The organism is Paenibacillus sp. EB106-06-01-XG199 (assembly GCF_058791575.1).
The window spans coordinates 20,767-45,902 of sequence record NZ_JBYTDQ010000004.1 but is presented as its reverse complement, the minus strand read 5'-3'; the positions used below and the strand labels follow the sequence as shown (position 1 = coordinate 45,902).

20 protein-coding genes are annotated in these 25,136 nt (G+C 46.6%); 10 read left to right on the top strand and 10 right to left on the bottom strand.

Translation table 11 applies throughout. The annotated features are described in order from the left end of the window. Positions 1 to 96 precede the first annotated feature (96 nt). A complete protein-coding gene (locus tag AC3WT9_RS15495; RefSeq protein WP_076113071.1) occupies positions 97 to 1,014 on the bottom strand; it encodes an ArsR/SmtB family transcription factor in 918 nt (305 codons plus the stop codon). A gap of 367 nt (positions 1,015 to 1,381) precedes the next feature. Here AC3WT9_RS15495 and AC3WT9_RS15490 point away from each other — a divergent pair, with 367 nt between their 5' ends. The 5 genes from AC3WT9_RS15490 to AC3WT9_RS15470 all read left to right on the top strand — a co-directional run bounded on the left by AC3WT9_RS15490 (position 1,382) and on the right by AC3WT9_RS15470 (position 7,605). Beyond that, positions 1,382 to 2,698 carry an ABC transporter substrate-binding protein gene (locus AC3WT9_RS15490; RefSeq protein WP_341091280.1) on the top strand — a complete coding sequence of 439 codons (1,317 nt, stop codon included), beginning with the start codon at positions 1,382 to 1,384 and terminating at the stop codon, positions 2,696 to 2,698. A gap of 96 nt (positions 2,699 to 2,794) precedes the next feature. Continuing rightward, positions 2,795 to 3,673, top strand: coding sequence for a carbohydrate ABC transporter permease (locus tag AC3WT9_RS15485; RefSeq protein WP_492407721.1), 879 nt, complete (start codon positions 2,795 to 2,797; stop codon positions 3,671 to 3,673). A gap of 1 nt (position 3,674) precedes the next feature. Then, on the top strand, positions 3,675 to 4,556 hold the full coding sequence (locus AC3WT9_RS15480) for a carbohydrate ABC transporter permease (protein WP_341091283.1): 882 nt from the start codon (positions 3,675 to 3,677) through the stop codon (positions 4,554 to 4,556). 63 nt (positions 4,557 to 4,619) lie between these two features. Next, positions 4,620 to 6,416 carry a glycoside hydrolase family 2 protein gene (locus AC3WT9_RS15475; RefSeq protein ID WP_341377843.1) on the top strand — a complete coding sequence of 599 codons (1,797 nt, stop codon included), beginning with the start codon at positions 4,620 to 4,622 and terminating at the stop codon, positions 6,414 to 6,416. A gap of 73 nt (positions 6,417 to 6,489) precedes the next feature. Then, a complete protein-coding gene (locus tag AC3WT9_RS15470) occupies positions 6,490 to 7,605 on the top strand; it encodes a glycoside hydrolase family 88/105 protein (RefSeq protein WP_341091285.1) in 1,116 nt (371 codons plus the stop codon). A 148-nt stretch (positions 7,606 to 7,753) separates the two neighbouring features. Here AC3WT9_RS15470 and AC3WT9_RS15465 read toward each other — a convergent pair whose 3' ends face one another. The 3 genes from AC3WT9_RS15465 to AC3WT9_RS15455 form a co-directional block, all read right to left on the bottom strand. Further along, positions 7,754 to 7,987 (bottom strand): hypothetical protein, encoded by a 234-nt coding sequence (locus tag AC3WT9_RS15465; protein ID WP_341091286.1) that lies wholly within the window; start codon positions 7,985 to 7,987, stop codon positions 7,754 to 7,756. 387 nt (positions 7,988 to 8,374) lie between these two features. Beyond that, positions 8,375 to 9,388 carry a glycosyltransferase gene (locus AC3WT9_RS15460; protein WP_492407720.1) on the bottom strand — a complete coding sequence of 338 codons (1,014 nt, stop codon included), beginning with the start codon at positions 9,386 to 9,388 and terminating at the stop codon, positions 8,375 to 8,377. After that, complete coding sequence (locus AC3WT9_RS15455) at positions 9,385 to 10,356, bottom strand: phosphodiester glycosidase family protein (RefSeq protein ID WP_492407719.1); 972 nt, start codon at positions 10,354 to 10,356, stop codon at positions 9,385 to 9,387. Before AC3WT9_RS15455 ends, AC3WT9_RS15460 begins: the two co-directional genes overlap by 4 nt. A 225-nt stretch (positions 10,357 to 10,581) precedes the next feature. Here AC3WT9_RS15455 and AC3WT9_RS15450 point away from each other — a divergent pair, with 225 nt between their 5' ends. The 5 genes from AC3WT9_RS15450 (at position 10,582) to AC3WT9_RS15430 (ending at position 15,956) form a co-directional block, all read left to right on the top strand. Then, complete coding sequence (locus AC3WT9_RS15450; RefSeq protein ID WP_341091291.1) at positions 10,582 to 11,310, top strand: response regulator transcription factor; 729 nt, start codon at positions 10,582 to 10,584, stop codon at positions 11,308 to 11,310. After that, entirely contained in the window at positions 11,307 to 12,242 is a 936-nt protein-coding gene (locus AC3WT9_RS15445; protein ID WP_492407718.1) for a sensor histidine kinase, read from the top strand. Before AC3WT9_RS15450 ends, AC3WT9_RS15445 begins: the two co-directional genes overlap by 4 nt. Before the next feature lie 143 nt (positions 12,243 to 12,385). Next, positions 12,386 to 13,303, top strand: coding sequence for an ABC transporter ATP-binding protein (locus AC3WT9_RS15440; protein ID WP_341091294.1), 918 nt, complete (start codon positions 12,386 to 12,388; stop codon positions 13,301 to 13,303). Next, the gene (locus AC3WT9_RS15435) at positions 13,296 to 13,994 is read left to right on the top strand and encodes an ABC transporter permease (RefSeq protein WP_492407717.1); all 699 of its coding nucleotides are present in this window, start codon (positions 13,296 to 13,298) and stop codon (positions 13,992 to 13,994) included. The genes AC3WT9_RS15440 and AC3WT9_RS15435 overlap by 8 nt, the downstream gene beginning before the upstream one ends. Before the next feature lie 282 nt (positions 13,995 to 14,276). Continuing rightward, positions 14,277 to 15,956, top strand: a complete 1,680-nt coding sequence (locus AC3WT9_RS15430) for an ATP-binding protein (protein WP_341091296.1) — start codon at positions 14,277 to 14,279, stop codon at positions 15,954 to 15,956. A 208-nt stretch (positions 15,957 to 16,164) separates the two neighbouring features. Here AC3WT9_RS15430 and AC3WT9_RS15425 read toward each other — a convergent pair whose 3' ends face one another. From AC3WT9_RS15425 to AC3WT9_RS15400, 6 genes are all read right to left on the bottom strand, one after another. Next, positions 16,165 to 17,010, bottom strand: coding sequence for a DegV family protein (locus AC3WT9_RS15425; protein ID WP_341091297.1), 846 nt, complete (start codon positions 17,008 to 17,010; stop codon positions 16,165 to 16,167). A gap of 202 nt (positions 17,011 to 17,212) precedes the next feature. Beyond that, positions 17,213 to 18,073, bottom strand: coding sequence for an AraC family transcriptional regulator (locus AC3WT9_RS15420; protein WP_492407716.1), 861 nt, complete (start codon positions 18,071 to 18,073; stop codon positions 17,213 to 17,215). A 100-nt stretch (positions 18,074 to 18,173) separates the two neighbouring features. Beyond that, positions 18,174 to 19,862: a glycoside hydrolase family 13 protein gene (locus AC3WT9_RS15415; RefSeq protein WP_492407715.1), complete on the bottom strand. Its 1,689-nt coding sequence runs from the start codon at positions 19,860 to 19,862 to the stop codon at positions 18,174 to 18,176. 301 nt (positions 19,863 to 20,163) lie between these two features. Further along, positions 20,164 to 22,482 carry a glycoside hydrolase family 65 protein gene (locus AC3WT9_RS15410; protein ID WP_492407714.1) on the bottom strand — a complete coding sequence of 773 codons (2,319 nt, stop codon included), beginning with the start codon at positions 22,480 to 22,482 and terminating at the stop codon, positions 20,164 to 20,166. A gap of 295 nt (positions 22,483 to 22,777) precedes the next feature. Next, positions 22,778 to 23,440, bottom strand: a complete 663-nt coding sequence (gene pgmB, locus AC3WT9_RS15405; RefSeq protein ID WP_492407713.1) for a beta-phosphoglucomutase — start codon at positions 23,438 to 23,440, stop codon at positions 22,778 to 22,780. 193 nt (positions 23,441 to 23,633) lie between these two features. After that, positions 23,634 to 24,671 carry a LacI family DNA-binding transcriptional regulator gene (locus AC3WT9_RS15400; protein ID WP_341091303.1) on the bottom strand — a complete coding sequence of 346 codons (1,038 nt, stop codon included), beginning with the start codon at positions 24,669 to 24,671 and terminating at the stop codon, positions 23,634 to 23,636. Positions 24,672 to 25,136 lie beyond the last annotated feature (465 nt).

Here is a 25,136-nt window from a genome sequence, read left to right as displayed (position 1 = left end):
GGGTAAGAGATAATTCCCGTCCAGCAGGAAGACGTAACAAGGATTATGGGCAAGTATGTTAATTGCTAATTTGTCTCACTCACAATGTAATATTCATTATTCTGCTTCGGTGTAGAATATTTTAAGTAGAATATTCTGCGAATAATTTCCAAAGTGCTCCCCGAAAATAGTAAGTCCACCTTTGTTTTTAGAATTATCATCAATACTTATCTTCAACTTGATGAAGGGGGAATCTTCGATCTTTAAATTGGCAAGTGTAACCGATGATATTTTTTGACCGTCTATTCCAGTATCTTTCTTGGTGACTCTTAAATGTTTTAAAAGGCCGTACTGGCTTAGTTTGTTATCCCACCAGGTTGGTGTTAATTTTCCGCGCACATCTGAAAAATTTCCTGGAGCAGTCCAGGTGCCTAAAAAAACATCGTTTATATAAAAAGCGATATCACTTGGCCAATTATTGTTGGATTCAGGAAACTCTGAAGAAAGTTCTAAGGATAACTCTAATAATTCTGCAGTGAAATTTTTGTTAAAATCATTCGGAATAATATATTCAACGAAGCCCTCCGCAAACCAAAGTAATGAAGCATCGATCCGGTCATTGGATACGAATGCCCGTTGATCATCTAACTTTCCGATTACTTTAGTTTGGCTAGCTAATCCACATGTAGGGGTGACTGAAAAATTAGAATAGTATCCAAGCTTTATTTCATTAGTAATTACATTAAAAGGAAGATGAAGTTTTTTTGGTAAGTTGATGGCAATATGATCAACAGCAAGAATAAAATTCTTCTTTCTGCTATCGGTAACCTCTAAGTTTTCCTGGAGCTTGATTATCTTGGCGTCCTCTAGTAACCGGATATGGCGTGAAACGATAGCTTTGCTTAATTTTAGTTTTTTGGCGAGCTCACTGACATTAAGAGGCGTATGTAACAATAATTTGAGAATTGAAGCTCTTGTGTCAGATGCCAGTGCTTTCAAAACAGAAATACCATTCTCATCGAGTTCTAAGAACATATGTACCTCCTCACTCGGATTTACTACCTCATAAATCTAGCTTCTAGCGGCTGTTGAACATTATAACTCACATCTCGTACCCCGCCAATACTTTCCGTATCAGCTTACCAGTTACTTGAGGATTTAAGCTGCGAAAGTTGATAGAGCTAGGTGTGAAGTTCTAGAAAAATCAAGTGTTTAACATATTGTTAACTTTTTTGTTTACAATAAAAGATCTAGTTAAGCGGTGATTTTTTTTTGTATACCACAAAGTTGAAAATCAGGAATAACGTTGATACAAGCTTGAAAGAGCGTTTTCATCATGATAGTATTTGCTTGCTTGGACAAGTGAACAAAGAAAAATAAGTTAATTTGAGGAGGGTTTACTATGAAACACACGAAAAAGTTAACTATTATTGTTGCGGGACTATTAGTGGTTTCACTTCTTTCAGGGTGTGGGAAAACCAGTGATTCAGCTAGTAATGGTGGAAAAGAAAATGGCGGAAAAGAAGAACTTCGCATCAGTTGGTGGGGAGGGGATTCGCGCAATAAAGCCGTGCAAGAAGCTATAAGTAAATTTGAAGAAGAAAATCCTAATATTAAAGTTAAGGCAGAATTCGCCGGATATGCTGGTTATCAAGAAAAAATGACTACCCAATTGTCTGGAGGGACTGCTCCTGATGTTATTCGTTTAGATTCCATGTGGGTTGATCAATATGAAAATCAATTATCAGATTTGAAAGAGTTGGGTGAAGAACTGGGTCTTTCTAATTTTTCACAAAATGTGCTTGCGCCCTTAGAAAAGGACGGTAAACTGTTAGGTCTTCCCCTTTCAACTGTCTATAGACCATTACTATATAACAAAACGGTAACTGATAAATATGGAATTGAAGCACCCCAATCTTGGGATGATCTTTTTGCAATGAGAGATAAGTTGCCAGAGGATCATTATCCGATGGCGAATTTGGTAGGGTCAAAATATGCGTCCCCGATCGTATTTTTCTCAATTTTCGCACAGCAAACTGGACTTCCGCTTTCTGATGATAATGGAAATTTAAATTATAAAGAATCTGATTTTGAGAACATGCTATCTTTCTATCGCGAATTGGTAGAGAAAAGAATTATGCCATCCAAAAAAGAAGTGGATAACTCAGGGTCAATAGAAGGTGCGACAGCAACAGAAATCATGGAAGGGAAGTGGGTTAGCTTATTTGAGTTTACATCGAATACGAATACCATTCAAAATCAACTAAAAGAACAAGGCTTTGATTTAGAGGTAGCTGGCTTTCTTTCAATGAAGGATGAAAAATCTACTGGTGTCTGGACGAAGCCTGCCATGGTATATTCCATTCCTGAAAAAACAAAACACAAAGAAAGTGCTGCGAAGCTAATTAACTTTTTAATGAATAGTGAAGAAGCAAATAAAATTCAAATGCTTGAAAATGGTGTTCCCGACAGCAAAGCGGGAAAAGAGGTGCTTGAAAAAAACAATCTGATTACTCCGCTAACAGCTGAAATCACAAAATTAGGCGATGAAAAAAATGATAGCAAGCTTTCTACTATGTTCAAATGGGATACAGCAAAGTTGAATGATGTGTCACTGGATGTAATCACTAAGCTGGATTATGGTGAGGTCGATACGAAAGAAGCTGCAAAGGAACTGTATGCGGCTTACAAGGAACAAGAACAAAGCTTTAAAAAGTAAACATAAATGAACAACAATCATTTACCGCCCAAAATTATATGCATAAGTTTATTCCAGTTTTGGGCGTTAAATGTCACGAGAGGAATGCGAATAGCCATGAATAAAAATAGGTATACAGGCTTATTCTATTTAACACCATGGTTAATAGGGATTTGTTTCTTTGTAATCTACCCATTTATCATGTCATTGTATTACAGCTTTACAGACTACTCCCTGCTGGATGAGCCTGCTTTTATTGGACTGGATAATTATTCACGGATGTTTACAAGTGACTCCACCTTCTGGATATCGGTGAAAGCCACGATCAAATTTGTATTCTTTACCGTGCCTCTTAAATTAACATTTGCACTGCTTATTGCCTATATTATGAATGCTAAATTAAAGGGAATCGGATTTTTTAGAACCGCCTATTATATTCCATCTATTTTAGGTGCCAATGTAGCTATTGCAGTATTATGGCAGTTCTTATTTAAAAGTGATGGGTTAATCAATATGGCGTTAAATATGATCGGTCTGGAAAGCATCGGGTGGTTCTCTAGCGCAAGTGGAGCAATGTTTACTATTGTTTTATTACGTATTTGGCAGTTTGGTTCTGCAATGGTAATTTTTTTGAATGCGTTGTCGGAAATCCCGCAAGAATTATATGAAGCAGCATCCATTGATGGAGCTTCAAAGTTTAGACAGTTTTTTTCAGTGACAATACCCCAACTAACCCCAATTATATTCTTTAATTTAATCTTGCAGCTTGTGCAAGCCTTCCAAGAATTTGAGGGGCCATTCTTAGTTACGGGTGGAGGTCCAATGAAGAGCACCTACCTATTACCAATGTATATATACGATAGTGCATTTAAAAACTTTGAAATGGGATATTCTGGTGCTTTGTCCTGGGTGTTATTTATTATGATTATGATATTCACGGCCATCCTGTTCAAAACGTCAAGTAAATGGGTGTTTTATGCTGACGGAGGGAAATAACATGGAGCAAGCAATGAGAAACAAAAATAACAGAAGTGAGTACCATAAAAGAAAAATCGCTTTATATTTCCAATATTTCTTTTTGATAATAGGGACTTTAATTATGCTTTATCCGATTCTCTGGTTATTTGGGGCATCTTTTAAGAGTAATACAGAGATTTTTAAATCAATATGGTTTATGCCTAAGTCTTTTGATTTCACACCTTATATCGAAGGATGGAAGACTTCTAGCCAGTATACATTTGGAACCTACTTTTTAAACTCTTTTTTGATTGTAATTCCAAAAGTGTTATTAACTTTGATTTCTTGTATTCTGACTGCATATGGATTTGCAAGATTTAACTTTCCTATGAAAAAAGTGCTATTCCCGGTTATGATCGCTACTCTTTTTCTTCCAGGAATCGTTACTAGAGTACCGATGTATATTTTTTGGAAGAATGTAGATCTTTTGGACACTTATATCCCTCTAATTGCCAATTCTGCATTTGCTTGTGATACATTTTTTGTATATATGTTGGTTCAATTTTTAAGAACGATTCCCGGGGAGCTGGACGAGGCAGCAACAATAGATGGGTGTAACTCTTTTAATATTTTAATTAAAGTATTGCTCCCTATTCTTAAACCTACCCTTATTACAGTAGCTTTATTCCAGTTCATGTGGACATTTACTGAGTTTCAGGGTCCTTTAATTTATATTTCTTCAGTCGAGAAGTATCCTGTTTCAATTGCGCTTCGAATGGCGATGGATACGACATCTGTTGATTTTAGCTGGAATAAAAATATTGCTATGTCAATTATAGGTTTAATACCTTCGATTATTGTATATTTCTCTGCTCAAAAGCACTTTATTGGCGGTTCTACAGCAGGCGGAATTAAAGGATGATAACAGATAAAGAACTGACCAATGCAGCAAGATATGAATGAATAGGATAGGAGATGAAGATAGATGTCACATAGGATGGAATATCCGCGTCCACAGTTAGTTAGAGACGCATGGCTTAACTTAAATGGAGCATGGCAATTTGAATTTGATGACAGGAATGTTGGAGCTGCACAGCGATGGTTTGATCCAAGTGAAAATTTTAGTCAGACCATTCAAGTTCCATTTGCTTTTCAAACCCCTGCAAGTGGAATACACGATACCTCTTTTCATGACTATGTCTGGTATAAGCGTAATTTTACACTTGATCCAGGTTGGTATAAGAAGCGTGTTGTATTACATTTTGGTGCGGTAGATTATAGAGCTTGGGTTTATGTGAATGGTCATTATATCGGCATGCACGAGGGAGGACACACTCCATTTTCTTTTGATATTACGCATGCATTAACCGGACAGGAGGAACAGGTGACTGTTCAGGTTGAGGATCTTTCAAAGGATGAAACTATACCTCGGGGAAAACAGTTCTGGTTAGAGAAGCCAGATAGCATCTGGTATACCCGCACGACAGGGATTTGGCAGACAGTGTGGCTAGAGGCGGTAAACCCTGTTTATATTCATCAGGTGAAGTTTGAGCCCGATTTAGATCAAGGGAGCATTGGAATAGAAGTTAAATCTGAGGGATATGGATCAGAAGAATTAGATTTGGATATTCGTATTTCTTTTCGAGGAGTACCTGTTATTCAGGATCAAGTACGATTGTTGCAACCAATAACAAGTAGAATGGTAGATCTATTTGGTTTGAATATATTTCGAACAAACTTTCATCATGCCGGCTGGACATGGACTCCGGAAACTCCTAATTTGTTTGATGTTGAAATGAAGCTTTACGATCATGGGGTTGAGGTGGATTGTATACAATCGTATTTCGGCATGCGGAAAGTTCATACAGAGAATGGTATGGTCTATCTGAATAACAAACCTTATTATCAAAAGCTTGTATTGGACCAAGGGTATTGGCAGGAAGGATTACTTACTGCGCCAACGGATGAACACCTGAGGAAAGATATTGAATTAGCTAAAGAATTAGGGTTTAACGGTTGCCGTAAGCATCAAAAGGTAGAGGACCCGCGATTTTTATACTGGGCAGATCGAATAGGGTTCCTTGTATGGGGAGAATGTGCTGCCAACGCCTCTTTTAATAGTGATGCTGTAGCCCGGTTAACCAAAGAATGGATTGAAATTATTGACCGTGATTTCAATCATCCATCTATTGTTGCATGGGTTCCGCTAAACGAAAGCTGGGGAATTCCGATGGTGAAATCGAATAAGAAGCAGCAGTATCACAGCTTAGCCATGTATAGTCTTATTCATTCATTGGATGATACCCGATTAGTGATATCGAATGATGGATGGGAAATGACACTAACTGACATTTGTGCGCTACACAATTATCAGCATGGCAGAGCAGATGAGCCCGAAAAGTATGAAGAATTTAAGCGAATTCTTTCCACGAAGGAAACGATGCTTGCTTCAAAGCCATCAGCTCGCAATGTATATGCAGATGGTTACCAACATCGGGGAGAGCCAATCTTGTTAACTGAATTTGGTGGTATAAGCTATAAGGCTGGCGCTGACGATGGTTGGGGATATACCAGTGCACAATCTTCAGAGGATCTTGTTCTAGAATATGAAAGAATTATGAAGGCTGTATACGCTTCTAAGATTATTTATGGTTATTGTTATACGCAATTAACAGATGTTGAGCAGGAAATTAACGGTCTATTGGCATATGATCGAACACCCAAATGCGATATGTCGTTAATTAAAGAAATTAATAGTCAATGGCATCTACGGACAGTTTAGTATATACAGTCATAGGGAAGAATGCACAAGCTTGCTTTCGGAACATATTTAATGATAAGGAGTTTATGAATCCATGACAAATGAAATACTGCTTCAGAAAATTGAACTGGTAGTAGACAAGCTTATGAATCTGGGCGGTAGCGACTATGAAAAGGATAAAACTGTGGTTCAGGCCGATACAAAATTAGGGATTGTGCAACGGGATTTCGGAATTGAAGAATGGGACTGGCCTCAGGGCGTCGGTCTTTATGGTCTTTACAAGCTGCAGAAGTATTACAGCGATCACCGCTATATGGAATTTTTTCAAAATTGGTATTCCCGTAATCTAGAGGTTGGACTGCCTTCAAAAAACATTAATACGACAGCTCCTTATTTGGCTTTGGTTCTGCTCCTGGATCAACTTGAGCCTTCCAGCCAACTGAAACAGCTATGCCGGGAACATGCGGATTGGCTCGTTCATGAGTTGCCCAAAACCAAAGAAGAAGGCTTTCAGCATACGGTCACTGCCATTGGCAATCGGGATGGAGTTCACTTGCACAATGGACAGTTATGGATTGATACGCTCTTTATGGCGGTTCTGTTTCTGAACCAGGCCGGGCGCAAGTTTAACCGGCCGGAGTGGGAGCATGAAGCTGAACACCAGATTCTGCTCCATATCAAGTATTTGTTTGACAAACATACCGGCCTGTTCTTCCACGGCTGGAGTTTCGAACGCAATGATAATTTCGGCAGTATCTTCTGGTGCCGCGGCAATTCCTGGTTCACCTATGGTATCGTCGATTACCTGGAAACTTGCCAGGATACGATTAGCCCGGGTATCCGGAAATTTCTGGTTGATACGTATAAAGCTCAGGTCAATGCCTTGGTTTCACTCCAGGCAGCTTCCGGTCTTTGGCATACAGTCCTGCAGGACCGGGCCAGCTATGAAGAGGTATCCGGATCGGCCGCAATTGCCGCAGGTATTATAAAAGGCATTAAAGCCGGTATTCTGGATTCCTCATATCAGGCTGCGGCAGACAAGGCCATTCAGTCGGTATGTCAAAATATTAGCGGAGATGGAACCGTACTGAATGTGTCGGCCGGAACCGGTATGGGATTGGATAAAGATCATTACAAGAACATTACCCTCATGCCAATGGCATACGGACAGTCCTTGGCTCTTATTGCCTTGTATGAAGCTTTAAAATAAACCCTGCGTAAGCGCATTTATTCATCTCTTCTTGGATACAAATAGCCTAATCCTTGAGCATTTACGCCAAAGGATTAGGCTATTTTATCTTCTTTACCCAGTTACTCGTAAACCCGCACCTCAATAATCTCCGCATACTGGTCTTCCGTTAGTCGCCCCGATCATAAACGCGCAGGCGATCAGTTGTTACAACTTCGGCAAGTGTGTGCACATGCTTGCGCTTGTGATTGTCACTTCCTGCGGCGACTGCCGTCCAGTTGCCGTCCATGTAAGCTTCAATACGATAATCCTTGACGAGCGTTGGCAGGATTTCGTAAGGCGTGATGTGATGATGCAGGTTGATCAGGTCCTCATTCACATCATCATTGAAGGTGACATGCACCTGGCGGAGGGTAACCGGGGCGGTCCAGGCCAGCTCCAGCCGTTCCTCGCGGCTGGACGATGCTTTTCGTTCGTTGAGAGCTTATTTGAACACCCGACGATATGACTCGCAGACTTTGGGCTTGAAATTGAACTTGAGCTCTCAACTTTGAGCTTGAACTTGAATTTTGATTTTGATTTAGATCTGAAACCCAACCAAAAGGGAAAGTGACGGAGGGGAAGTTTGGAACTGGAGGAGCGAACGCGTCCGCCTTTATGGACCAATTTCTACCGCGATCAGCGGTTTGAAATCAGGAAATTGGTCCATAACAGCGGCCGGAAGTCCAAACATTCCACGCAGTCACGGCCGAACCCTAATGGATTTTTTTCAAGCTCTTTTGCTATAAGACTAGTACACAAACCTCCGCTGCGCCCAGTAGCTGAACAGGAAGATCGAAACCTCGGTCAGCAGCTTGGCGGCGACAAGCGGGATGATCAGCTTTTCATTGTAGAAATAGAGCAGCCCGTAATTGAACAGCAGCACGAGAATGACCAGCGCGAAGTATTTGGGCAGCGATTCATGGAGCCTGGACGCCTTGCCGCCGGTGAACACATATTTCCGGTTCATGGAATAGTTGAAGATGGAGCTGCACAATCTCGCGGCGGCGACTGACAGGAACAGGTTGTGGCTGAGACTCTGGAACAGGAACAACAGCGTGAAGTCGAGCAGGGCCGACAGCAGCGATGAAGTGCTGAACATTAGAATCGGCAGATAAATCCGGAAGGAGTCCACCAGAGGCCGGAAATGAGACGATTTATTATCTTCCAGATACACGGTATCAATATATTCCTCGGTAAGGGCATACCCCTCCCTATGGGCAGTCAGCAGCATGTTCATTTCATATTCAAACCGTTCCCCGGGAATCTGGCACAGCCAGTCAAGCATCGGGAAGGAGAAGCCGCGCAGGCCGGTTTGGGTATCATAGATTTTGGAGCCTGTAGTGAGGGAAAAGACTGCCCGTGTCACCGAGTTGCCGAAACGGCTGCGCAGGGGAATGGTTCCGCTGAACCGGCGGCTGCCCAGCACAATTTCGGGAGTGGCCTGGTGCTGGAGCACCTCGACAATCCGCTTAATGTCATGAGGCAGATGCTGGCCGTCACTATCCGCGCAAACTACATAGCCGGACAGTCCGGTCTCCTGGATATACCGGAAGCCTGTCTTCAGCGCGCGTCCTTTTCCCAGGTTGGTCTCATGCGTCAGGACAGTGCAGCCGAAGGCTTCGGCCATGTCGAAGGTTCCTTGGTAAGCCGGACCGCTCCCGTCATCTACAAGGACGATCGGTCCAAGCTGATACTCTTGCAGCTGCACAATTAACTCCAGCAGCCGTTTATCTGGCTCATAGGCCGGGATAAGGATCGTCATGAGGTTACACCCTCCTTGATATAAAGTATGTCGCTGACGCCGCGCTCCTGATTTTTGCCCAGCGGATTATTCACGACCCGTCCCATGAAATACATCGTGGATGAACCGCCGCCGTCCAGATTGTAGGCTTCGGTGGCTCCGAGATCCGACATCACATCAGCAAGCTCGGCAAGGGTCATGCCCCGGCTGTAGCCTTCACTTCGCCCGTCCACGACAACGAACACATAATGGTTCGGTGCGATCATGCCAATCGCAGTCCGGGGATTCGCATTCTGGATGGAGCGGTTACCGAAGTTGCTGTCGATTTTGACGCTGCTGGAATCACTGACGATGTTACCGTCCTGAATCAGAATCGGCCCGAAGGAGAGGGTATTGCTGGCTCCCTGCGCCAGCAGATCGGACGAAGAAATCTCTTCCTCGTCATACGTCTTCATGGTCCCGTCATCGAACAGCGCCATCGCATCCCGCACCGGATCATCCCGGTACACCGTTCCATTGCGGATAATGACCCCATCCTCGCGGAAGCCATAGTAATCGCCATTGACTGCAAAGATCGCATTGTTGCTGGAGGCAATCTCTGAGGTGTCCTCTATGATGTTCTTGCCAAAGCTGCTGTCGGCAAAAGCAGAGCGCAGGCTGCTTGCCTCCTTAAGCACGACATCAGCGACAAAATAAGTGATCTGGTCTGAACCGGACCCGGTCTGTACCTGGTCGATCTGGATCTGGATACCATCGCTGGAATAACTCCAGTCGTCGGAAGTCGCGTTAACCTCGGCTGCAACTGTGGTTGCTGCTGTGCTTACGCCGGCTGTGGCTGTGTCATCCGCTACGACGACTTCGACATGTTCGATCAAGTAACGGTCGGCCAGGCTATAAATCACCGTGCCGAGACTCAGGAGGACCACGATCATCACGATCAGAAGTTTGCGTTTGAAACTCCAGGGTTGTTTTTTTCTTATGTTCATCATTGAACCATCACCTCATCATGTAAGTTGTTAAGGTCATCATACCGGGGCTACCTTTAGTGAAACTGAAATAGTAACCGCACCGGACAATAGGTATACTTTGACCTGCAATTTAAAAAGGGCAAGCTGTGGATTACATATGACACTTGATTTTAGCTTTTGTATCAAGGAATCTATTGCTATACTTTAATAACAAGACGGTTATTAGAGCTGCTGGGAGGTTTAGTCATGACGCATCGTATACTGTTGGTTGAGGACGATGAAGATATTAGTAGAATGGTATTTTCTTATTTGGTAAAAGAGGGCTATGAGGTGGAGACTGCATTTGATGGTGAGGCAGCGGAAAAGCTTTTTCACCGCGGCGCCGCCTATGATCTGGTTCTGCTGGATCTGATGCTTCCGAAAAGAAGCGGCAATGATGTGCTGCAGACGATTCGCCGGGACAGTCTGGTGCCTGTGCTGATCATGTCGGCCAAGGACAGTGATGTGGACAAGGCGCTGGGCCTTGGCTTCGGCGCGGATGATTATATTACGAAGCCGTTCTCGATGATCGAGCTGGCGGCACGGGTGAAGGCGGCGATCCGGCGGGCGGGATATGCCGCTGCTGGAAGTCCTGTTCAGGAAACAGCTGCCGTTCAGGAGCGCGCCAACACGATAGCACTGCGTGGACTCACTGTCGATCTCGATAATTTCTCAGCGCTGAAGAACGGGGAAGAGGTCAAGCTGACGGCCAAGGAGTTCCAGATTCTTAAGCTGTTCGTGAGCAGCCCCGGCCGGGTGTACACCAAAGCGCAGATTTACAGCGTCGTCTGGGAAGATGATTATTACGGGGACGAGAATGTTATTAATGTACATATGCGCAGACTGCGTGAAAAAATTGAAGATGACCCGTCAAAGCCGGAATACATCAAAACGTTATGGGGCATTGGCTACAAGCTGGGGGATGTGCTGGAATGACCGCTTTTTTGAGTGTGGTTATCCTGCTGCTGCTGATCGTAATCCTCTGGCAGTACCTGCGTCTGCGGGGGCATTCCCGCCAGCTCGATTATATCCACACCAAACTTACGAGCATTGTTGACCGGGGCTCGCATGAAAGGCTGCTTCTGTTCAATAGCAACCCTCATCTGCAAACGCTGCTGACTGATCTCAACCGGCTGCTGGACGTCAATCACAAGGGAGCGGTCGAGCTGGCCAAGCTGGAGAAGTCTATGCGCAGCATGCTGGCGAACATCTCCCACGATCTGAAGACTCCGCTGACGGTGGTGCTCGGCTATATTGAAACGATTCTCCATGATGGGAATATAACGGAAGAGGAGCAGGGACATATTCTGCGGATGATTCATGCCAAAGCAGGAGAGGTGATCCGGCTGATGAACAGCTTTTTTGATCTGGCTAAGCTGGAGTCCGGGGATAAGCAGATCGCGCTGTCGCGGGTGGAGCTGGGCGAGGTCTGCCGGCGGAACATTCTTTCCTTTTACGATATCCTGAATGCCAAGGGCAGTGAGGTGGAGATCGGGATTCCGGATGAGGCGATGTACATGATGGGCAACGAGGAGGCGCTGGACCGGGTGCTGTCCAATCTGCTGTCCAATGCGATCAATTACGGGGATGCCGGAGGTGTGCTTGGACTCACCCTCTACAGCGCTGGAGACCAGGTGTGCATAGACGTATGGGACCGGGGCAAAGGTATCACCGAAGGGCATCAGGATAAAGTCTTCGAACGGCTCTACACGCTGGAGGATTCCCGCAACCGCGACTATCAGGGGAGCGGTCTTGGGCTGACCATCACCAAACGGTTGACGGAACAGATGAACGGCAGCATTACCTTACGCAGCAAACCTTACGTCAAAACGGTATTTACGCTTTCTTTTCGCAGGCTGACCTTCTAAAAACTATACTGGTCCGGCGGCTTAACCTGCGCTTACAGCTGCAGCTTAAGATTTTCGTAAGAATCAGGTAATAAAAAAGAAAATTCCGCTGTGTACAATAAGAACCAGGAAGACAAACGAAGAAGCCAAAGGGGATAACGGAAATGACCACCATACTGCGTACTTGGGATTTAACCAAAGAGTATCAAGGCAAAGAGGCTGTCAAAGGCGTGAATATGAATATCAAGCAAGGCGAAATCTACGGGTTCCTGGGCCCAAACGGTGCGGGCAAAACCACGGTGATGAAAATGATCACCAATCTGGTGAAGCCGACGGCGGGAGAGATTGAATTTTTTGGCGAGTTCATGACAAACCGTTCCTATGAAATGCTGAAACGTATGGGCTGCATTATTGAATATCCGGTATTCTACGACAAGCTGACCGCGAGAGAAAATCTCCAGCTGCACGGGGAGTATATGGGTTACTACGATGCCAAGGCCATGGAAGAAGCGCTGGAGCTGGTGAAGCTGAAGGGTGTGGACAAAAAGCCGGTCAAGCAGTTTTCCCTGGGGATGAAACAGCGGCTGGGCATTGCCCGGGCAGTCATGACGAAACCGGAGCTGCTCATTCTGGATGAGCCGATCAACGGGCTGGACCCCATGGGCATCAAGGAACTGCGTGAGGTGTTCCGCATGCTGAGCCGCGAATACGGAATGACGCTGCTGATCTCCAGCCATATTCTGGGTGAAGTTGAACAGGTCGCCGACACCATCGGCATGATCCGTGACGGAATTCTGCTGGAGGAAGTGGCGATGGATACGATACGCAGCCAGAACACGCAATACATCGAACTGATTACCGGAGAGAGCAGCAAAGTGGTGTATGTTCTGGAGCACAAGCTGGGACTCACCAACTTCAAGGTACTCGACCCGCGGACGATCCGCATTTATGATGCTGTACAGCAGCTTGAACTGAATAAAGCAATGGTAGAAGCGGGTGTGGAGCTGGAAAGCCTGAGTAAAAAGAATCATTCGCTGGAAGATCATTTTGTGGAACTGATGGGGGGTGAGGGCATTGCTTAAGCTGATACAACTGGAAATCCGTAAAAACAAACTGGCAGGCATGCTCAAAGGCGTTGCAATCGCCAACCTCGCAATTTTTGCTTTTATGCTGCTGCTTACTTACGTTGATGCTGAAGGCGGAGGTGGTGGCGGGGAATTTAATTCATATGCAGAGATGTTTTCCGGCCTGTATGTTTTGGTCAAGGCGACCTTTGTGGTGTTTGCTTCAGTTGTGCTGAGCAAGCTGGTTATTGAAGAGTATAAGAACAATACCATCACTTTGCTCTTTATGTATCCTATCTCCCGTAAAAAGCTCTTAGGTGCCAAAATTATCATTGTGTTCCTCTTTACACTACTCAGTATTTTTGTATCGGATGTTCTGATTAGCGCTCTTCTGATCGGACTTAACTCTTTCACCCATGCGATTCCGGGACAGATGGATTTATCTGTTATTCCTGGAGAGATGATCCAGATAGGGGCAGATGCGGTATATGCGGCAGGGATTGGACTAATTCCTCTATATATCGGAATGCGCAAAAAATCCGTACCAGCTACCATAGTTACTGCAGTATTGCTTGTCAGCATGATTGCCTCCAATCTTAGTGAGTTCCAGCCGGGCTATCTGGTAGGGCTCTCCATCTTCCTCAGTCTGCTTGGCGTAGTCATTGCTTATCTGTCGATCCGGAATATTGAACAGAAGGATATTGCGTAAAGGTAATCGGAAGTACAGCTTTGAGTGTTTTCATTTCCTAAGTTCCTCTGCGGTGAGGTTAAGGATGGTCCAACCATTCTTACTCATCTGCCGGAGGGACTTTTTTGCTGTAAAACCGCTTGGCATCAATGTTTTGATGGCGACCAACTGCGGTTTTTTTGCTATAATAGTTTATAATTCAGCAATTTTCGAGCGGAGTACAAATTAAAGTTACATATACAGTTTATCCGCAGTTTATGAATAGAAGGGGATACATGATTGAAGCAGCAGAGGAGGTGGGCTATGACTAAACAATGGTCTTTTATTCTGGATCGGGTACTTTCGGAAGAAGGTGCTTATAAGGCGTTATACGATCATCACCCCGACCTGATCATTGTGCTGGACAGGCAGGGAAACTATGTGGACAGCAACCGTGCCTTTGAAGTTGCTGCTGGCACAGATCCGGAACTTCACGAGCCACTGTCTGGTTTCCGGCCACAGCCTCCCGGAGAAGAGCATTTTGCTGCAGCGCTTGGAGGCATCGGCTCCGGCTTTGAACTGGAGGCGGATGAGAGCCGCGGAAGCAGCCCGGCTGCGGTTACGTATGTGCCGGTAAAAGCTGAAGAAGGTATCGCAGGTGTATTCGCTATTATCCGATATGACCAGAGCCGTGTTCTGCCTCTTCTGCTTCAGGAATGGTTCGGCAGGCTCCTGACCGGGGATTTTTCTCCTATGGAATACACGGATGGGTGGATACCTGGGTGTGAAGAGGAGCTTATAGAACTGGCTATGGTGGAGGAGCAGCAGAAGGCAGAGCTGGTGCTGGAGATGTCGGAGGACAGGCATCTTAGCCTGATATTCAACTCGATTGCAGCCGGAATCTTCGGGCTCGACACGTTGGGCCGGACCTTCTTTATCAACCGCGAGGGAGCAGATATGCTGGGGTATAAGCCCTACGAGCTGAAGGGGCTTCCTTTGATGGATGTGATTCATCACATCCGTGGAGACGGGTCAAGGTACCAGCAGCATGAATGTCCGATCTGGCAGACCCTGCAGGATGGTGTCACCCGCAGTAGAGGGGATGAAATCTTCTGGCGGAAGGACGGCACCAGCTTTTTTGTCAGCTACCGGATTGCGCCGCTTCTGCATAAAGGAATCATCTGCGGTGTAGTGGGCTCTTTCAGTGATATAACTAATGAACGGGAGATTCTCCGGGCCAAGGAATCGGCAGAGCAGGCGGCTCAGGCTAAGTCCGATTTCCTGGCGATGATGAGCCATGAGATCCGTACCCCGATGAACGGAATGATCGGCATGGCCGACCTGCTGCTGGAAACAGAGCTGGAAGAGGAGCAGCGCGGCTACGCCGAGATTCTGCGCAGCAGCAGCTACAGTCTGCTGCAAATTCTAAATGACATTCTCGATTTCAGTAAAATGGAAGCCGGCAAAATGCCGCTGCTGTCGGAGAAATTTGATCTGCGCGAAATGCTGGAGAGCATTATAGATTTATTCACCCCCAAAGCTGAAGAGAAAAATCTGGCGCTGCGCTGGTGGGCGGATACAAGCGTTCCGGCCATTGTGAAGACCGATCCCAGCCGCCTGCGCCAAATCATCGTCAACTTGGTCGGTAATGCGCTTAAATTCACGGAACGTGGAAGCGTAACCTTGTCGGTGAAGAACATTCCGCTGCCGGGTTCACCGGAATATCTGCTGGAATTTTCTGTCCGTGATACAGGAGTGGGAATTGCCGACAGCAAGCTGAATCTGCTCTTTCAATCCTTCTCGCAGCTGCATCCGTTCATTAACCGCAAATATGGCGGAACGGGACTGGGACTGGCCATCTGCAAGCAGCTCGTAGAGCTGATGGGCGGAACGATTTTTGTGGAGAGTGAAGAAGAACGGGGCTCGACCTTCCGCTTTATGCTGCCATTCGTCCATGAAGAAGCTGAATCAGAAGCAGAAGCGGGAATCACACCTTACCTGTGAACAAACCTTCTTTGTATTGAATGTTCGAACTGAATTAAACATAGGCATATCAAAAACCAGCAAGCTCCGGTTATCGGGGCATTGCTGGTTTTTTTGAAAATATAAGAATTTATATGCTTCGCGCTATAAATTATCCTTCTATTTCCCGCTGAAACGGATACCGTCCTTTTGAGGACGGCGAAGCCGTTTCCACATGGCTGTTCAATAGTTAGTGCATATACATGAGGCCAACAGTAGCGGGTCCGCAGTGGCTGCCAATGACACAGCCGGCATGAATAACGGCAATCTCTTCAACATCGGTCTGTTCACGCAGCGCCGCCACCAAAAAGTTGGCATCCTCTTCACCCAGTGTGTGGGCCACGATGAGCAGCTCCTTATCCATTTCCCCGGCATTGGCAAGGGCATGCTGGAGCATCTGTTCCACAGCTTTTTCTTTCTTGCCGCGAACTTTGCTCACTGGTACAATCGCACCGTCAATCAGGCGCAGTACAGGCCGGATCTTCAACAGGCTGCCGATAAAATTCTGCATACCTGAGCAACGTCCCCCCATATATAAGTAATCCAGTGTATCCACAACAAACTCTGCCTCCACCCGGTCACGGCATTGCTTCAGCATAGCGGCAATTTCCCTGCTGCTGTGGCCTTTGGCTGCGGCACGTGCCGCTTTCATCACTAGGAGCGCAATCCCTCCGCATAACGTCTGGGAGTCGACCACTTGAACGCGTCCTTCAGGAAATTCCCCTGCAGCCAGCAGGGCATTCTGATATGTAGAGGATAAAGAAGAGGAAAGACTGATATAGACGACGTCTCCTCCGCTGCTGATGACCGGCCCAAAGGCGGCCATGAAGTCGGCGGGCGAAGGTGCAGCGGTCTTCGGCAGTGCTCCATTTGCGGCGACACGACGATACACTTCCTCAGGTGTAATGTCTACACCATCCTTGTAGGTACCGTCTTGAAATACTACATACAGCGGGACGATGCCAATATCATACGTTTCCTTCCAGCCTTGCGGCAAATCGGAAGTACTGTCTGAAAAGATTTTTACGATAGACATGAAATTCTCCTTCACCGAATCTCGGATGACAATATGACATAATAGAATAAGCCATATAATCTGTTTATTATACCAAGCTATTGCCAATTCTCAAAATGAAAATTAATAGAGAAGGAGCTGGGAAATATACCAATCTCTTTACACGGTTGCTTCCGGCAAGGTTTAAACAAAAAGGACTACCCTAATCGGGTAGCCCAGTTGCTTATTTCTTCATCACCGGAATCCATACTTCACAGACATAATCCTCTGCATCCGGGTCGCCTGGTGGATAAAGCTCGAATTCCGGACCACCTGCATGCTCATAGCCGGTACCCGGGAACCACTCCTGGAAAATCCGCTGCCACACATTTTGAATCGCATGCGGCATGGGGCCGACTGAGGTGAATACGGCCCAGCTTGCAGCTGGAACCACCGCGGTTTCATAGCCTTGGGAATCCGTCTCCGGAGTACCTTCCACTCCGATCCAGTAGGACAGCCGTTCTTTCTCCATGTCCATACTCATACAGATGCCGAGCCAATCTTTGCCTGTGCCGATGTCAATCAGCTTATCCGAAGTGCCGTCCGCATTGCATTCATTCCAAAACTCAGGGATTCTGCGGAAATTCTCTCCCTCCCTGGTCGTAACCTCCATTGATTTGCCGATGACGGTAAATGCGTCTTTCTCCACGATTCTGTATTCCATTTCCTGATCTCCCTTCAATGATAGATGGAAGGAGAGGCGGGGGAATGCTTTGAGCTGTACACCCGGTTCACGCGCGGCAGAGGGGGTGAGTCCATGCGCTTTGCGGAACGCTTTGGCGAAGGCTTCCGGGGAGTCATATCCATATTTCAGCGCTACATCCAGCACCCTGACTTTGGAAATGGCCAGCTCCTGGGCGGCCAAAGTCAATCTGCGTTTACGGATATAGTCTGCCACCGTTACCCCTGTCAGCATGCCGAACATGCGCTGGAAATGAAAAGGGGAGACATGAGCCACCTTAGCCACTTCTTCTATGCGCAGGGGTTCGGTCATCTTGCTCTCCATATAATCCAAGGCATTTTTCATTCGGATCAGCCATTCCACGTTTGCCATCTCCCTTTTGCATTTATACTATCATGAGCCAGTCAACCAAGCCTGTTATTCTCTGCTCATTAATGACAGGTTAACACAAATCGGGTGTATGCTATAGACGAATTTGATAGACCCGGGCTTCATAAGGCCGCAAGGTTGCAAGGCTGGCAGCATCCGGCTCTCCCGGATAATTGCCGATAATGAGGCTGGTTACAGCCGCCAGCTCAGCAGGGAGATCAACCGGCTGCGGGTCAGCGCTGAAATTCAGCAGAATAAGCCACTGTTCATCGTCTAATGTCCGGGTATAGGCATAAATGTATTCATGCTCCGTCAGCAGCAGCTTATATTCGCCGTAAGCCATAATCTGATGTTCTTTACGCAAGCTAATCAGCTTCTGGTAATAATAAAACACGGAATCCGGATCAGCCAGTGCCTGCTCTACATTGATATCCTGGTAGTTCGGGTTAAGCTTCAGCCATGGCGCGCCTTGGGTGAAACCTGCATTTGCGGAGGCATCCCACTGCATTGGAGTACGGGCATTGTCCCGGCCTTTCGTGTGAATGGCCTGTAGAATCGTCTCATGCTCCGCGCCGCCTTCCGTGACCTTTTCCCGGTACATATTCAGGATCTCGATATCCTTATAGTCTTCCAGCACAGGGAATTTCACATTCGTCATGCCGATTTCTTCGCCTTGATAGATGTAGGGCGTGCCTTTCAGCGTATGCAGCAGTGTAGCCAGCATTTTGGCCGACAGAACACGGTATTCACCATCATTACCGAACCGGGAGACCATCCGCGGCTGGTCATGGTTATTCAGGTACAGGCTGTTCCAGCCGCGTTCGGCTAAGCCAACCTGCCATTTATGCAGAATGTCGCGCAAGCCTTTGAGGCTCCAAGGGGTGACATCCCATTTGCCGCCGGGACCGGAGTCCACATCCATATGTTCAAATTGGAACACCATCTGCAGCTCCTGCCGGTCTTCGGCTGTATACAGAATCGCATCCTCAACACTGGCCCCCGGAGTTTCACCAACTGTCATCACCTCATATTTGGAGAGGACCTCACGGTTCATTTCCTGCAAATATTCATGGACCCGCGGGCCGTTCATAAAATATTCGCCGCCACCGGCCAGTTCTCCCGGAGCCAGCCCCTCTCTGTGAGCGGAAGGCAGGCCTTCCACCTTGGAGATCATATTGATGACGTCCATCCGTAAGCCATCGACGCCTTTGTCGAGCCAGAACGCGATCATTTTGTAGAGGGCTTCGCGAAGCTGCGGATTCTCCCAGTTGAGATCCGGCTGCTTGCGCGAGAACAGGTGAAGATAATATTCTCCGGTAGCTTCATCCAGCTCCCAGGCCGGACCGCTGAAGATGGAGCTCCAATTGTTGGGCCGTTCGCCATTCGGTCCGCCGGGCCGCCAAATATAATAATCGCGGTAAGGATTGTCCAGGGAGGAACGGGATTCGGCAAACCATGCGTGTTCATCCGAGGAATGGTTGATCACAAGGTCCATCATCAGCTTGATGCCGCGTTCATGCAGTCCGGCCAGAAGCTCCTCCCAGTCCTTCAAAGTGCCGAACTCATCCATAATATCCTCGTAATCGCTAATGTCATAACCATTGTCGTCGTTGGGGGATTTATAGACCGGGGACAGCCAGACGACATCGACGCCAAGCTTCTGCAAATAATCGAGGCGGGAGATAATTCCTTGCAGATCCCCGATTCCGTCTCCGTTGCTGTCCTGGAAGCTGCGAGGGTAGATTTGATAGACTACGGCTTCTTTCCAAAAGGCTCTTTTCATTCTAAACGACTCCTTTGAGTGATTTTATAATGAAACCATAAAACTATATAAGATGAACTTGTAACCTAATTAGCAAGTAAGGTGGAGGGGAAGTTTGGAAGTGGAGGAGCGATAGCGTCCGCCTTTGTTTTCAGATTTCATCCGCAAAATTGGGTATTCAATATAGAAATCTGAAAACAACAGCGGCCGGAACTCCAAATCTTCCACGGAACCGTGACTACTGCTTAATTGATTTTGAGTTCATCATATATAAAAAACAACCCCGAAGGAGATTGAAGCCTTCGGGGCCAATTAACCGGAATTATGCCGTGACGGTGGAGCCTTCAGCAGTGACGCTGCTGAGTCCGTTCACAGTATACTCCTTGCCGTGAATCGTGATGGACGCCGGAATATCGGTTTCATTGACAACCGTAACCTGTACATCGGTAACAATGACTTTAAGCCGTGAGCCGCGGAACATGATCTTGAAGGAATACGAAGTCCAGTGTCCCGGGTTGGAAGGCTTAAGGATCAAGCGGTCTTCCTGAACGCGCAGTCCGCCGAAGCCATGTACAATCGACATCCAGGTTCCCGCCATGCTTGTAGTATGGCAGCCGTCTTCCGTGTCATTGTTGTAATTGTCGAGATCCAGTCTCGAAGTCCGCAGGTACATTTCATAAGCCTTATCCTTATACCCCAGCTCACAGGCAAGAATTGCATGGATACATGGGGAGAGGGAGGATTCATGCACGGTAATCGGCTCGTAGAAGTCGAAATTCCGTTTCTTGGTGTCCAGATCGTAACGGTCGCCAAGGAAATATAAACCTTGCAGCACATCGGCCTGTTTAATGAAACAGGAACGCAGAATGCGGTCCCAGGACCATTTTTGATTCAGCGGCAGATTCTCTGGCAGAACATCCTTCACCTGAATGATCTCTTTATCGAGGAAGCCGTCCTGCTGCAGGAAGATGCCGCGTTCTTCATTGGCCGGATAGTACATTTTGGCGATGATTTCATTCCATTGTGTGGTTTCGCTGTCCAGCAGCTCCAGCTTATCGGCAAGCTCTGCGTACCGGGAAGCCTCGTTCTCCTGCAGATAGGCCAATGCTTCCAGCGTGTATTCCATCGTCCAGGCAGCAATCCGGTTTGTATACCAGTTGTTGTTGACGTTATTCTCATATTCATTGGGGCCGGTTACGCCGAGCATCACATATTTGTCCTTGTGTGCCACGTAGTGAACGCGTTCTTCCCAGAAGCGGGAGATTTCCACAAGCACTTCAAGACCATATTGGCCGAGATAAGCTTTGTCCCCGGTGTAATTAACGTAGTTGTAAATCGCATAGGCAATCGCGCCGTTACGATGAATTTCTTCGAATGTGATTTCCCACTCATTGTGGCATTCTTCACCATTCATCGTTACCATTGGATATAGCGCACCTTTTTTATAACCAAGCTTAAGCGCATTTTCTTTGGCTTTTTCCAGATGCTTGTAACGGTAAATCAGCAGGTTGCGGGCGATTGAGGAATCCGCTGTACTTAAGTAGAACGGCACACAGTAAGCTTCTGTATCCCAATAGGTGCTGCCGCCGTATTTTTCCCCGGTAAAACCTTTTGGTCCGATGTTCAGACGGTCATCTTCACCGGTGTAGGTCTGGTTAAGCTGGAAAATGTTAAAGCGGATCGCCTGCTGTGCTGATACATCACCTTCAATGATAATGTCGCTTTCCTTCCATTTATCACCCCACGCAGTAGCCTGTTCTGTCAAAAGTGCGACGAATCCGGCTTCCTGGGCGCTTTGCAAGGCTGTCTGCGCAGCATCAACCAGCTGTCCCAGGCCGTAATTACGGGAAGTGACATTGGCAGCATATTTATAGATGACAACCTGATCGCCGGTTTGCACGGGGAGAGTTACCGTACTGCCCACATATTTCTCCTCTTCGGTGACTTCAGCTTCTGCAGTAAGCTTTTCGCCATTGACCAGAATATCAAAGGTAAATGCCGAGGTGACGTGAAAATCAAGTTTTTTCGTCTTCAGGGTGAGATATCCGCCGTCCGGCTCGCCTTTCTTCTCCACTTCGTTCCAGAATTTCTCGTCATAGTTGGCATCCTTGTTCTTGATGTCGCCGTCAAGGTAAGGGGTAACGGTAAGCTTTCCGGCAAAATTCACCGGAATGATCGAGTAGCGGATCGCACCGATCTCATGGCGGGCCATACTGACGATACGGATACTTTCCACCTTAACTTCCTTGCCGTCCTCAAGAGTGGCGGTGAAGCTGCGGGAAAGTGTGCCTTCCTTCATGTTGAGCACCCGGCGGAACTCAGTAACGGTGCAGGTAGCCAAATCCAGCGGTGTGCCGTCGATGTCGATGTTAATGCCAATCCAGTTGGTGCTGTTCAGCACTTTGGCAAAATACTCCGGATAGCCGTTTTTCCACCAGCCGACCCGGGTTTTGTCCGGATAATACACACCGGCCATGTAGCTGCCTTGCAGGCTGTGTCCGCTGTATTGCTCTTCAAAGTTGGCTCTTCCGCCCATATATCCGTTTCCGATGCTAAATACGCTCTCAGAAATTTCTTGGGTCTGGGGATCGAAGGATTCTTCAATGATTGACCATTCATCAATTTTTAAATATTGCTTCATTATTACCGGCTCCTTTTTAGGTGGGGATGTTATAAATGGAACTATGAGTTCGACTATACAGGTTACGTGCTGGCTGCCCCTCAGGCGAATGGATGTTACGATCGCTGTTGTCCCCGGATGCTCGGAAATGGGATTATTGGGCAAACATCCGGGGACAAAGACGAACGCAGGGTCTTCTTCGAAGGTCCGTCCGCCTTCACTGCTGCTCAGCGTAACTTTGTTCTCACATATAGTTCTGGTAAATAGAGTAGGGTAAAAGAAAATTCACAGGGTTTCTGATAGGTATTAATGTTCGTCAAACCGCTGCAAAAGATTCCCGCAATTCCGCTAGCGCGATCTGCTGGAGAGAAGGCACAACGATGTTCGCTGCCCCCAGTGTTGCAGGAGAACCGATGCCTACGCTGCGCATACCGGCGCGGGTGGCAGCTAGGATTCCGGCCTCGGCGTCCTCAAAAACCACGCAGTGCTCAGGGGATACGGCGAGTGCCTGAGCCCCCAGCAGGAACACTTCAGGATCAGGTTTGGCCGCGCTGGTATGGGTGCCGTCGATGATCGCATCGAAATACGGTGTCAGACCGGTGTTATTCAAGATGGTCATCGCGTTTTTGCTGGCGGAGCCAAGGGCGACTTTGATGCCGGCTTCCCGGCATTCCTTCAGAAAGCCCAAGGCACCGGGCAGAATCTCCGAGCTGTCCATCTTGGCGATGTATTCGACATAACGGTTGTTTTTTTGCTCGGCCAGCCGGGCTTTTTCTGCCTCGTCCAGTGAAAGTCCGCCGATTTCCAGCAGGATGTCCAGGGATGCGGAGCGGCTTACGCCTTTAAGGCGTTCGTTATCCTGTTCAGTGAATTCAAATCCAAGGTTTTCCGCGAGTTCTCTCCAGGCGATAAAATGATATTTGGCAGTGTCGACAATTACACCGTCCAAATCGAACAGGCAGGCTTTAATTTCTGACATGTTAATCCTCCTAAAAGTTTTGTAAGCACAGCTTCCTAAAATCGACTTCGTACAAAACTCACTTCGAAAGCATAAACTTAAGTTTTGTAAGCTATTTTGACGGATATATTGTGTTTTATAAGTAGCGCAAACGTTTGAACAAAGTTCGAAAAAATAAATGAAGCATTTTTGCTTCATTTATTCTTGTACTAGGTCATTTCTTCCCTGGAGCATACATAGACGACTCTCTGACGATCAAGCGGTGGGGAATGACGAAACGGTTCGTATATCCGGCCTGATTACCCGGCTTCTGGATGCTTTGAATCAGCACTTGGGAGGCCGTATAGCCAAGATGATAAATTCCGATGTCAATGCTGCTGATCGGCGGGCTGGACAGTTCCGATAGCGGAATGTTGTTAAAGCTGACAATCGCCAAATCTTCCGGAACCTTGTATTTCAGTTCATTCAGTCCTCGCAATACTCCGAAAGAGACCATATCATCCACTGCAACAAGTGCCGTTGGACGGTTCGGAAGATTCATGAAGAATGACATCGCCCTATATCCGCTATCCTGCAGAAACTCGCCCTCTACAATCCACTCTTCACGCATCTCCAGGCCACTGCCCAGCATGGCTTTGCGGTATCCTTCGAGGCGGTCGCGTGAAACGATGAGGTTCGGCGGTCCGCTGACAAAACCAATACGTTCATGGCCCATGGAGATTAGGTGGTTTGTAGCGTCGTAAGCGGCCATGACATTATCATTATCCACGGATAAAATATCCTCATAGCGGTCGCTTCGCCCAACAAGCACGAAGGGGTAGCCGCCTGATTCCAGAAAATCAATAACCGCATCATCTTTGCGTGAATACAACAGAATAACGCCATCTACACGGCGGCCCTTCAGCAGGCGGGAAACAGCTTCAAGCTCTTCCTTTTCGTTTGCTCCGGAGCTAATCAGCACATCATAACCCGATCGGCTCGATTGAGTCACAATCCCGCGGATTAATTCCATAAAAAACAGATTGGAGAACAGTTCTTCAGCTGGTTTCGGTAAGATGATGCAAATGCTGTTAGTGGTCTTCGAAACGAGGCTTTTAGCCATCATATTCGGAGTGTAGCCCATTTCCTCCATAATCACTTTGACCTTGCGGGAAGTTTCTAGGCTGATTCTGGGATGACCTGACAACACCCGGGATACAGTGGAGGGAGAAACTCCCGCTTTCTTAGCCACGTCCTTGATGGTAACTGTCATAGAAACCTCCTCATGGAACCGTTTGCTTTACAAAGTAATATTAATCGAAGTGCTGTAAATTGTAAATAGACAAAGTCTTTCTAGAGGTCCTTTAGAGCCGATTTGGGAATAAGGACTAGAACCTTCGCTTAAAATTTGCACATTTCCACAAATGAAATGGGGAAATATAAGAAATATTTGTATTTTGATGTAAAAGTGCTGCCGGGTAAGCTGAAATGTAAAGCCATAAAATGCGCAAACGATTTTTCTTTATAACTCTTACGTTACATATGTTTATTTTATTGATGATGCAAATCTGTGCAAAAAATAGCATTACTGCAGACCCATTAGTATGAACTCTCAGTCCCGGCTGACGGGTGGTTTAGCAATTTATTTTTTGGGTTGACAACAAGTTGAGACTAAGATTAGTATGTTAAACAAGGAATAAAAGCGCTTACAAGCGCTTATTTTGTGCAACATATCTAA

Excerpts from the sequence above, each read along its gene's own strand:
- AC3WT9_RS15495 (WP_076113071.1), bottom strand. The coding sequence starts at position 1,014 with ATGTTCTTAGAACTCGATGAGAATGGTATTTCTGTTTTGAAAGCACTG.
- AC3WT9_RS15490 (WP_341091280.1), top strand. The coding sequence starts at position 1,382 with ATGAAACACACGAAAAAGTTAACTATTATTGTTGCGGGACTATTAGTG.
- AC3WT9_RS15485 (WP_492407721.1), top strand. The coding sequence starts at position 2,795 with ATGAATAAAAATAGGTATACAGGCTTATTCTATTTAACACCATGGTTA.
- AC3WT9_RS15480 (WP_341091283.1), top strand. The coding sequence starts at position 3,675 with ATGGAGCAAGCAATGAGAAACAAAAATAACAGAAGTGAGTACCATAAA.
- AC3WT9_RS15475 (WP_341377843.1), top strand. The coding sequence starts at position 4,620 with ATGTCACATAGGATGGAATATCCGCGTCCACAGTTAGTTAGAGACGCA.
- AC3WT9_RS15470 (WP_341091285.1), top strand. The coding sequence starts at position 6,490 with ATGACAAATGAAATACTGCTTCAGAAAATTGAACTGGTAGTAGACAAG.
- AC3WT9_RS15460 (WP_492407720.1), bottom strand. The coding sequence starts at position 9,388 with ATGACGATCCTTATCCCGGCCTATGAGCCAGATAAACGGCTGCTGGAG.
- AC3WT9_RS15455 (WP_492407719.1), bottom strand. The coding sequence starts at position 10,356 with ATGATGAACATAAGAAAAAAACAACCCTGGAGTTTCAAACGCAAACTT.
- AC3WT9_RS15450 (WP_341091291.1), top strand. The coding sequence starts at position 10,582 with ATGACGCATCGTATACTGTTGGTTGAGGACGATGAAGATATTAGTAGA.
- AC3WT9_RS15445 (WP_492407718.1), top strand. The coding sequence starts at position 11,307 with ATGACCGCTTTTTTGAGTGTGGTTATCCTGCTGCTGCTGATCGTAATC.
- AC3WT9_RS15440 (WP_341091294.1), top strand. The coding sequence starts at position 12,386 with ATGACCACCATACTGCGTACTTGGGATTTAACCAAAGAGTATCAAGGC.
- AC3WT9_RS15430 (WP_341091296.1), top strand. The coding sequence starts at position 14,277 with ATGACTAAACAATGGTCTTTTATTCTGGATCGGGTACTTTCGGAAGAA.
- AC3WT9_RS15425 (WP_341091297.1), bottom strand. The coding sequence starts at position 17,010 with ATGTCTATCGTAAAAATCTTTTCAGACAGTACTTCCGATTTGCCGCAA.
- AC3WT9_RS15415 (WP_492407715.1), bottom strand. The coding sequence starts at position 19,862 with ATGAAAAGAGCCTTTTGGAAAGAAGCCGTAGTCTATCAAATCTACCCT.
- AC3WT9_RS15410 (WP_492407714.1), bottom strand. The coding sequence starts at position 22,482 with ATGAAGCAATATTTAAAAATTGATGAATGGTCAATCATTGAAGAATCC.
- pgmB (WP_492407713.1), bottom strand. The coding sequence starts at position 23,440 with ATGTCAGAAATTAAAGCCTGCCTGTTCGATTTGGACGGTGTAATTGTC.
- AC3WT9_RS15400 (WP_341091303.1), bottom strand. The coding sequence starts at position 24,671 with ATGACAGTTACCATCAAGGACGTGGCTAAGAAAGCGGGAGTTTCTCCC.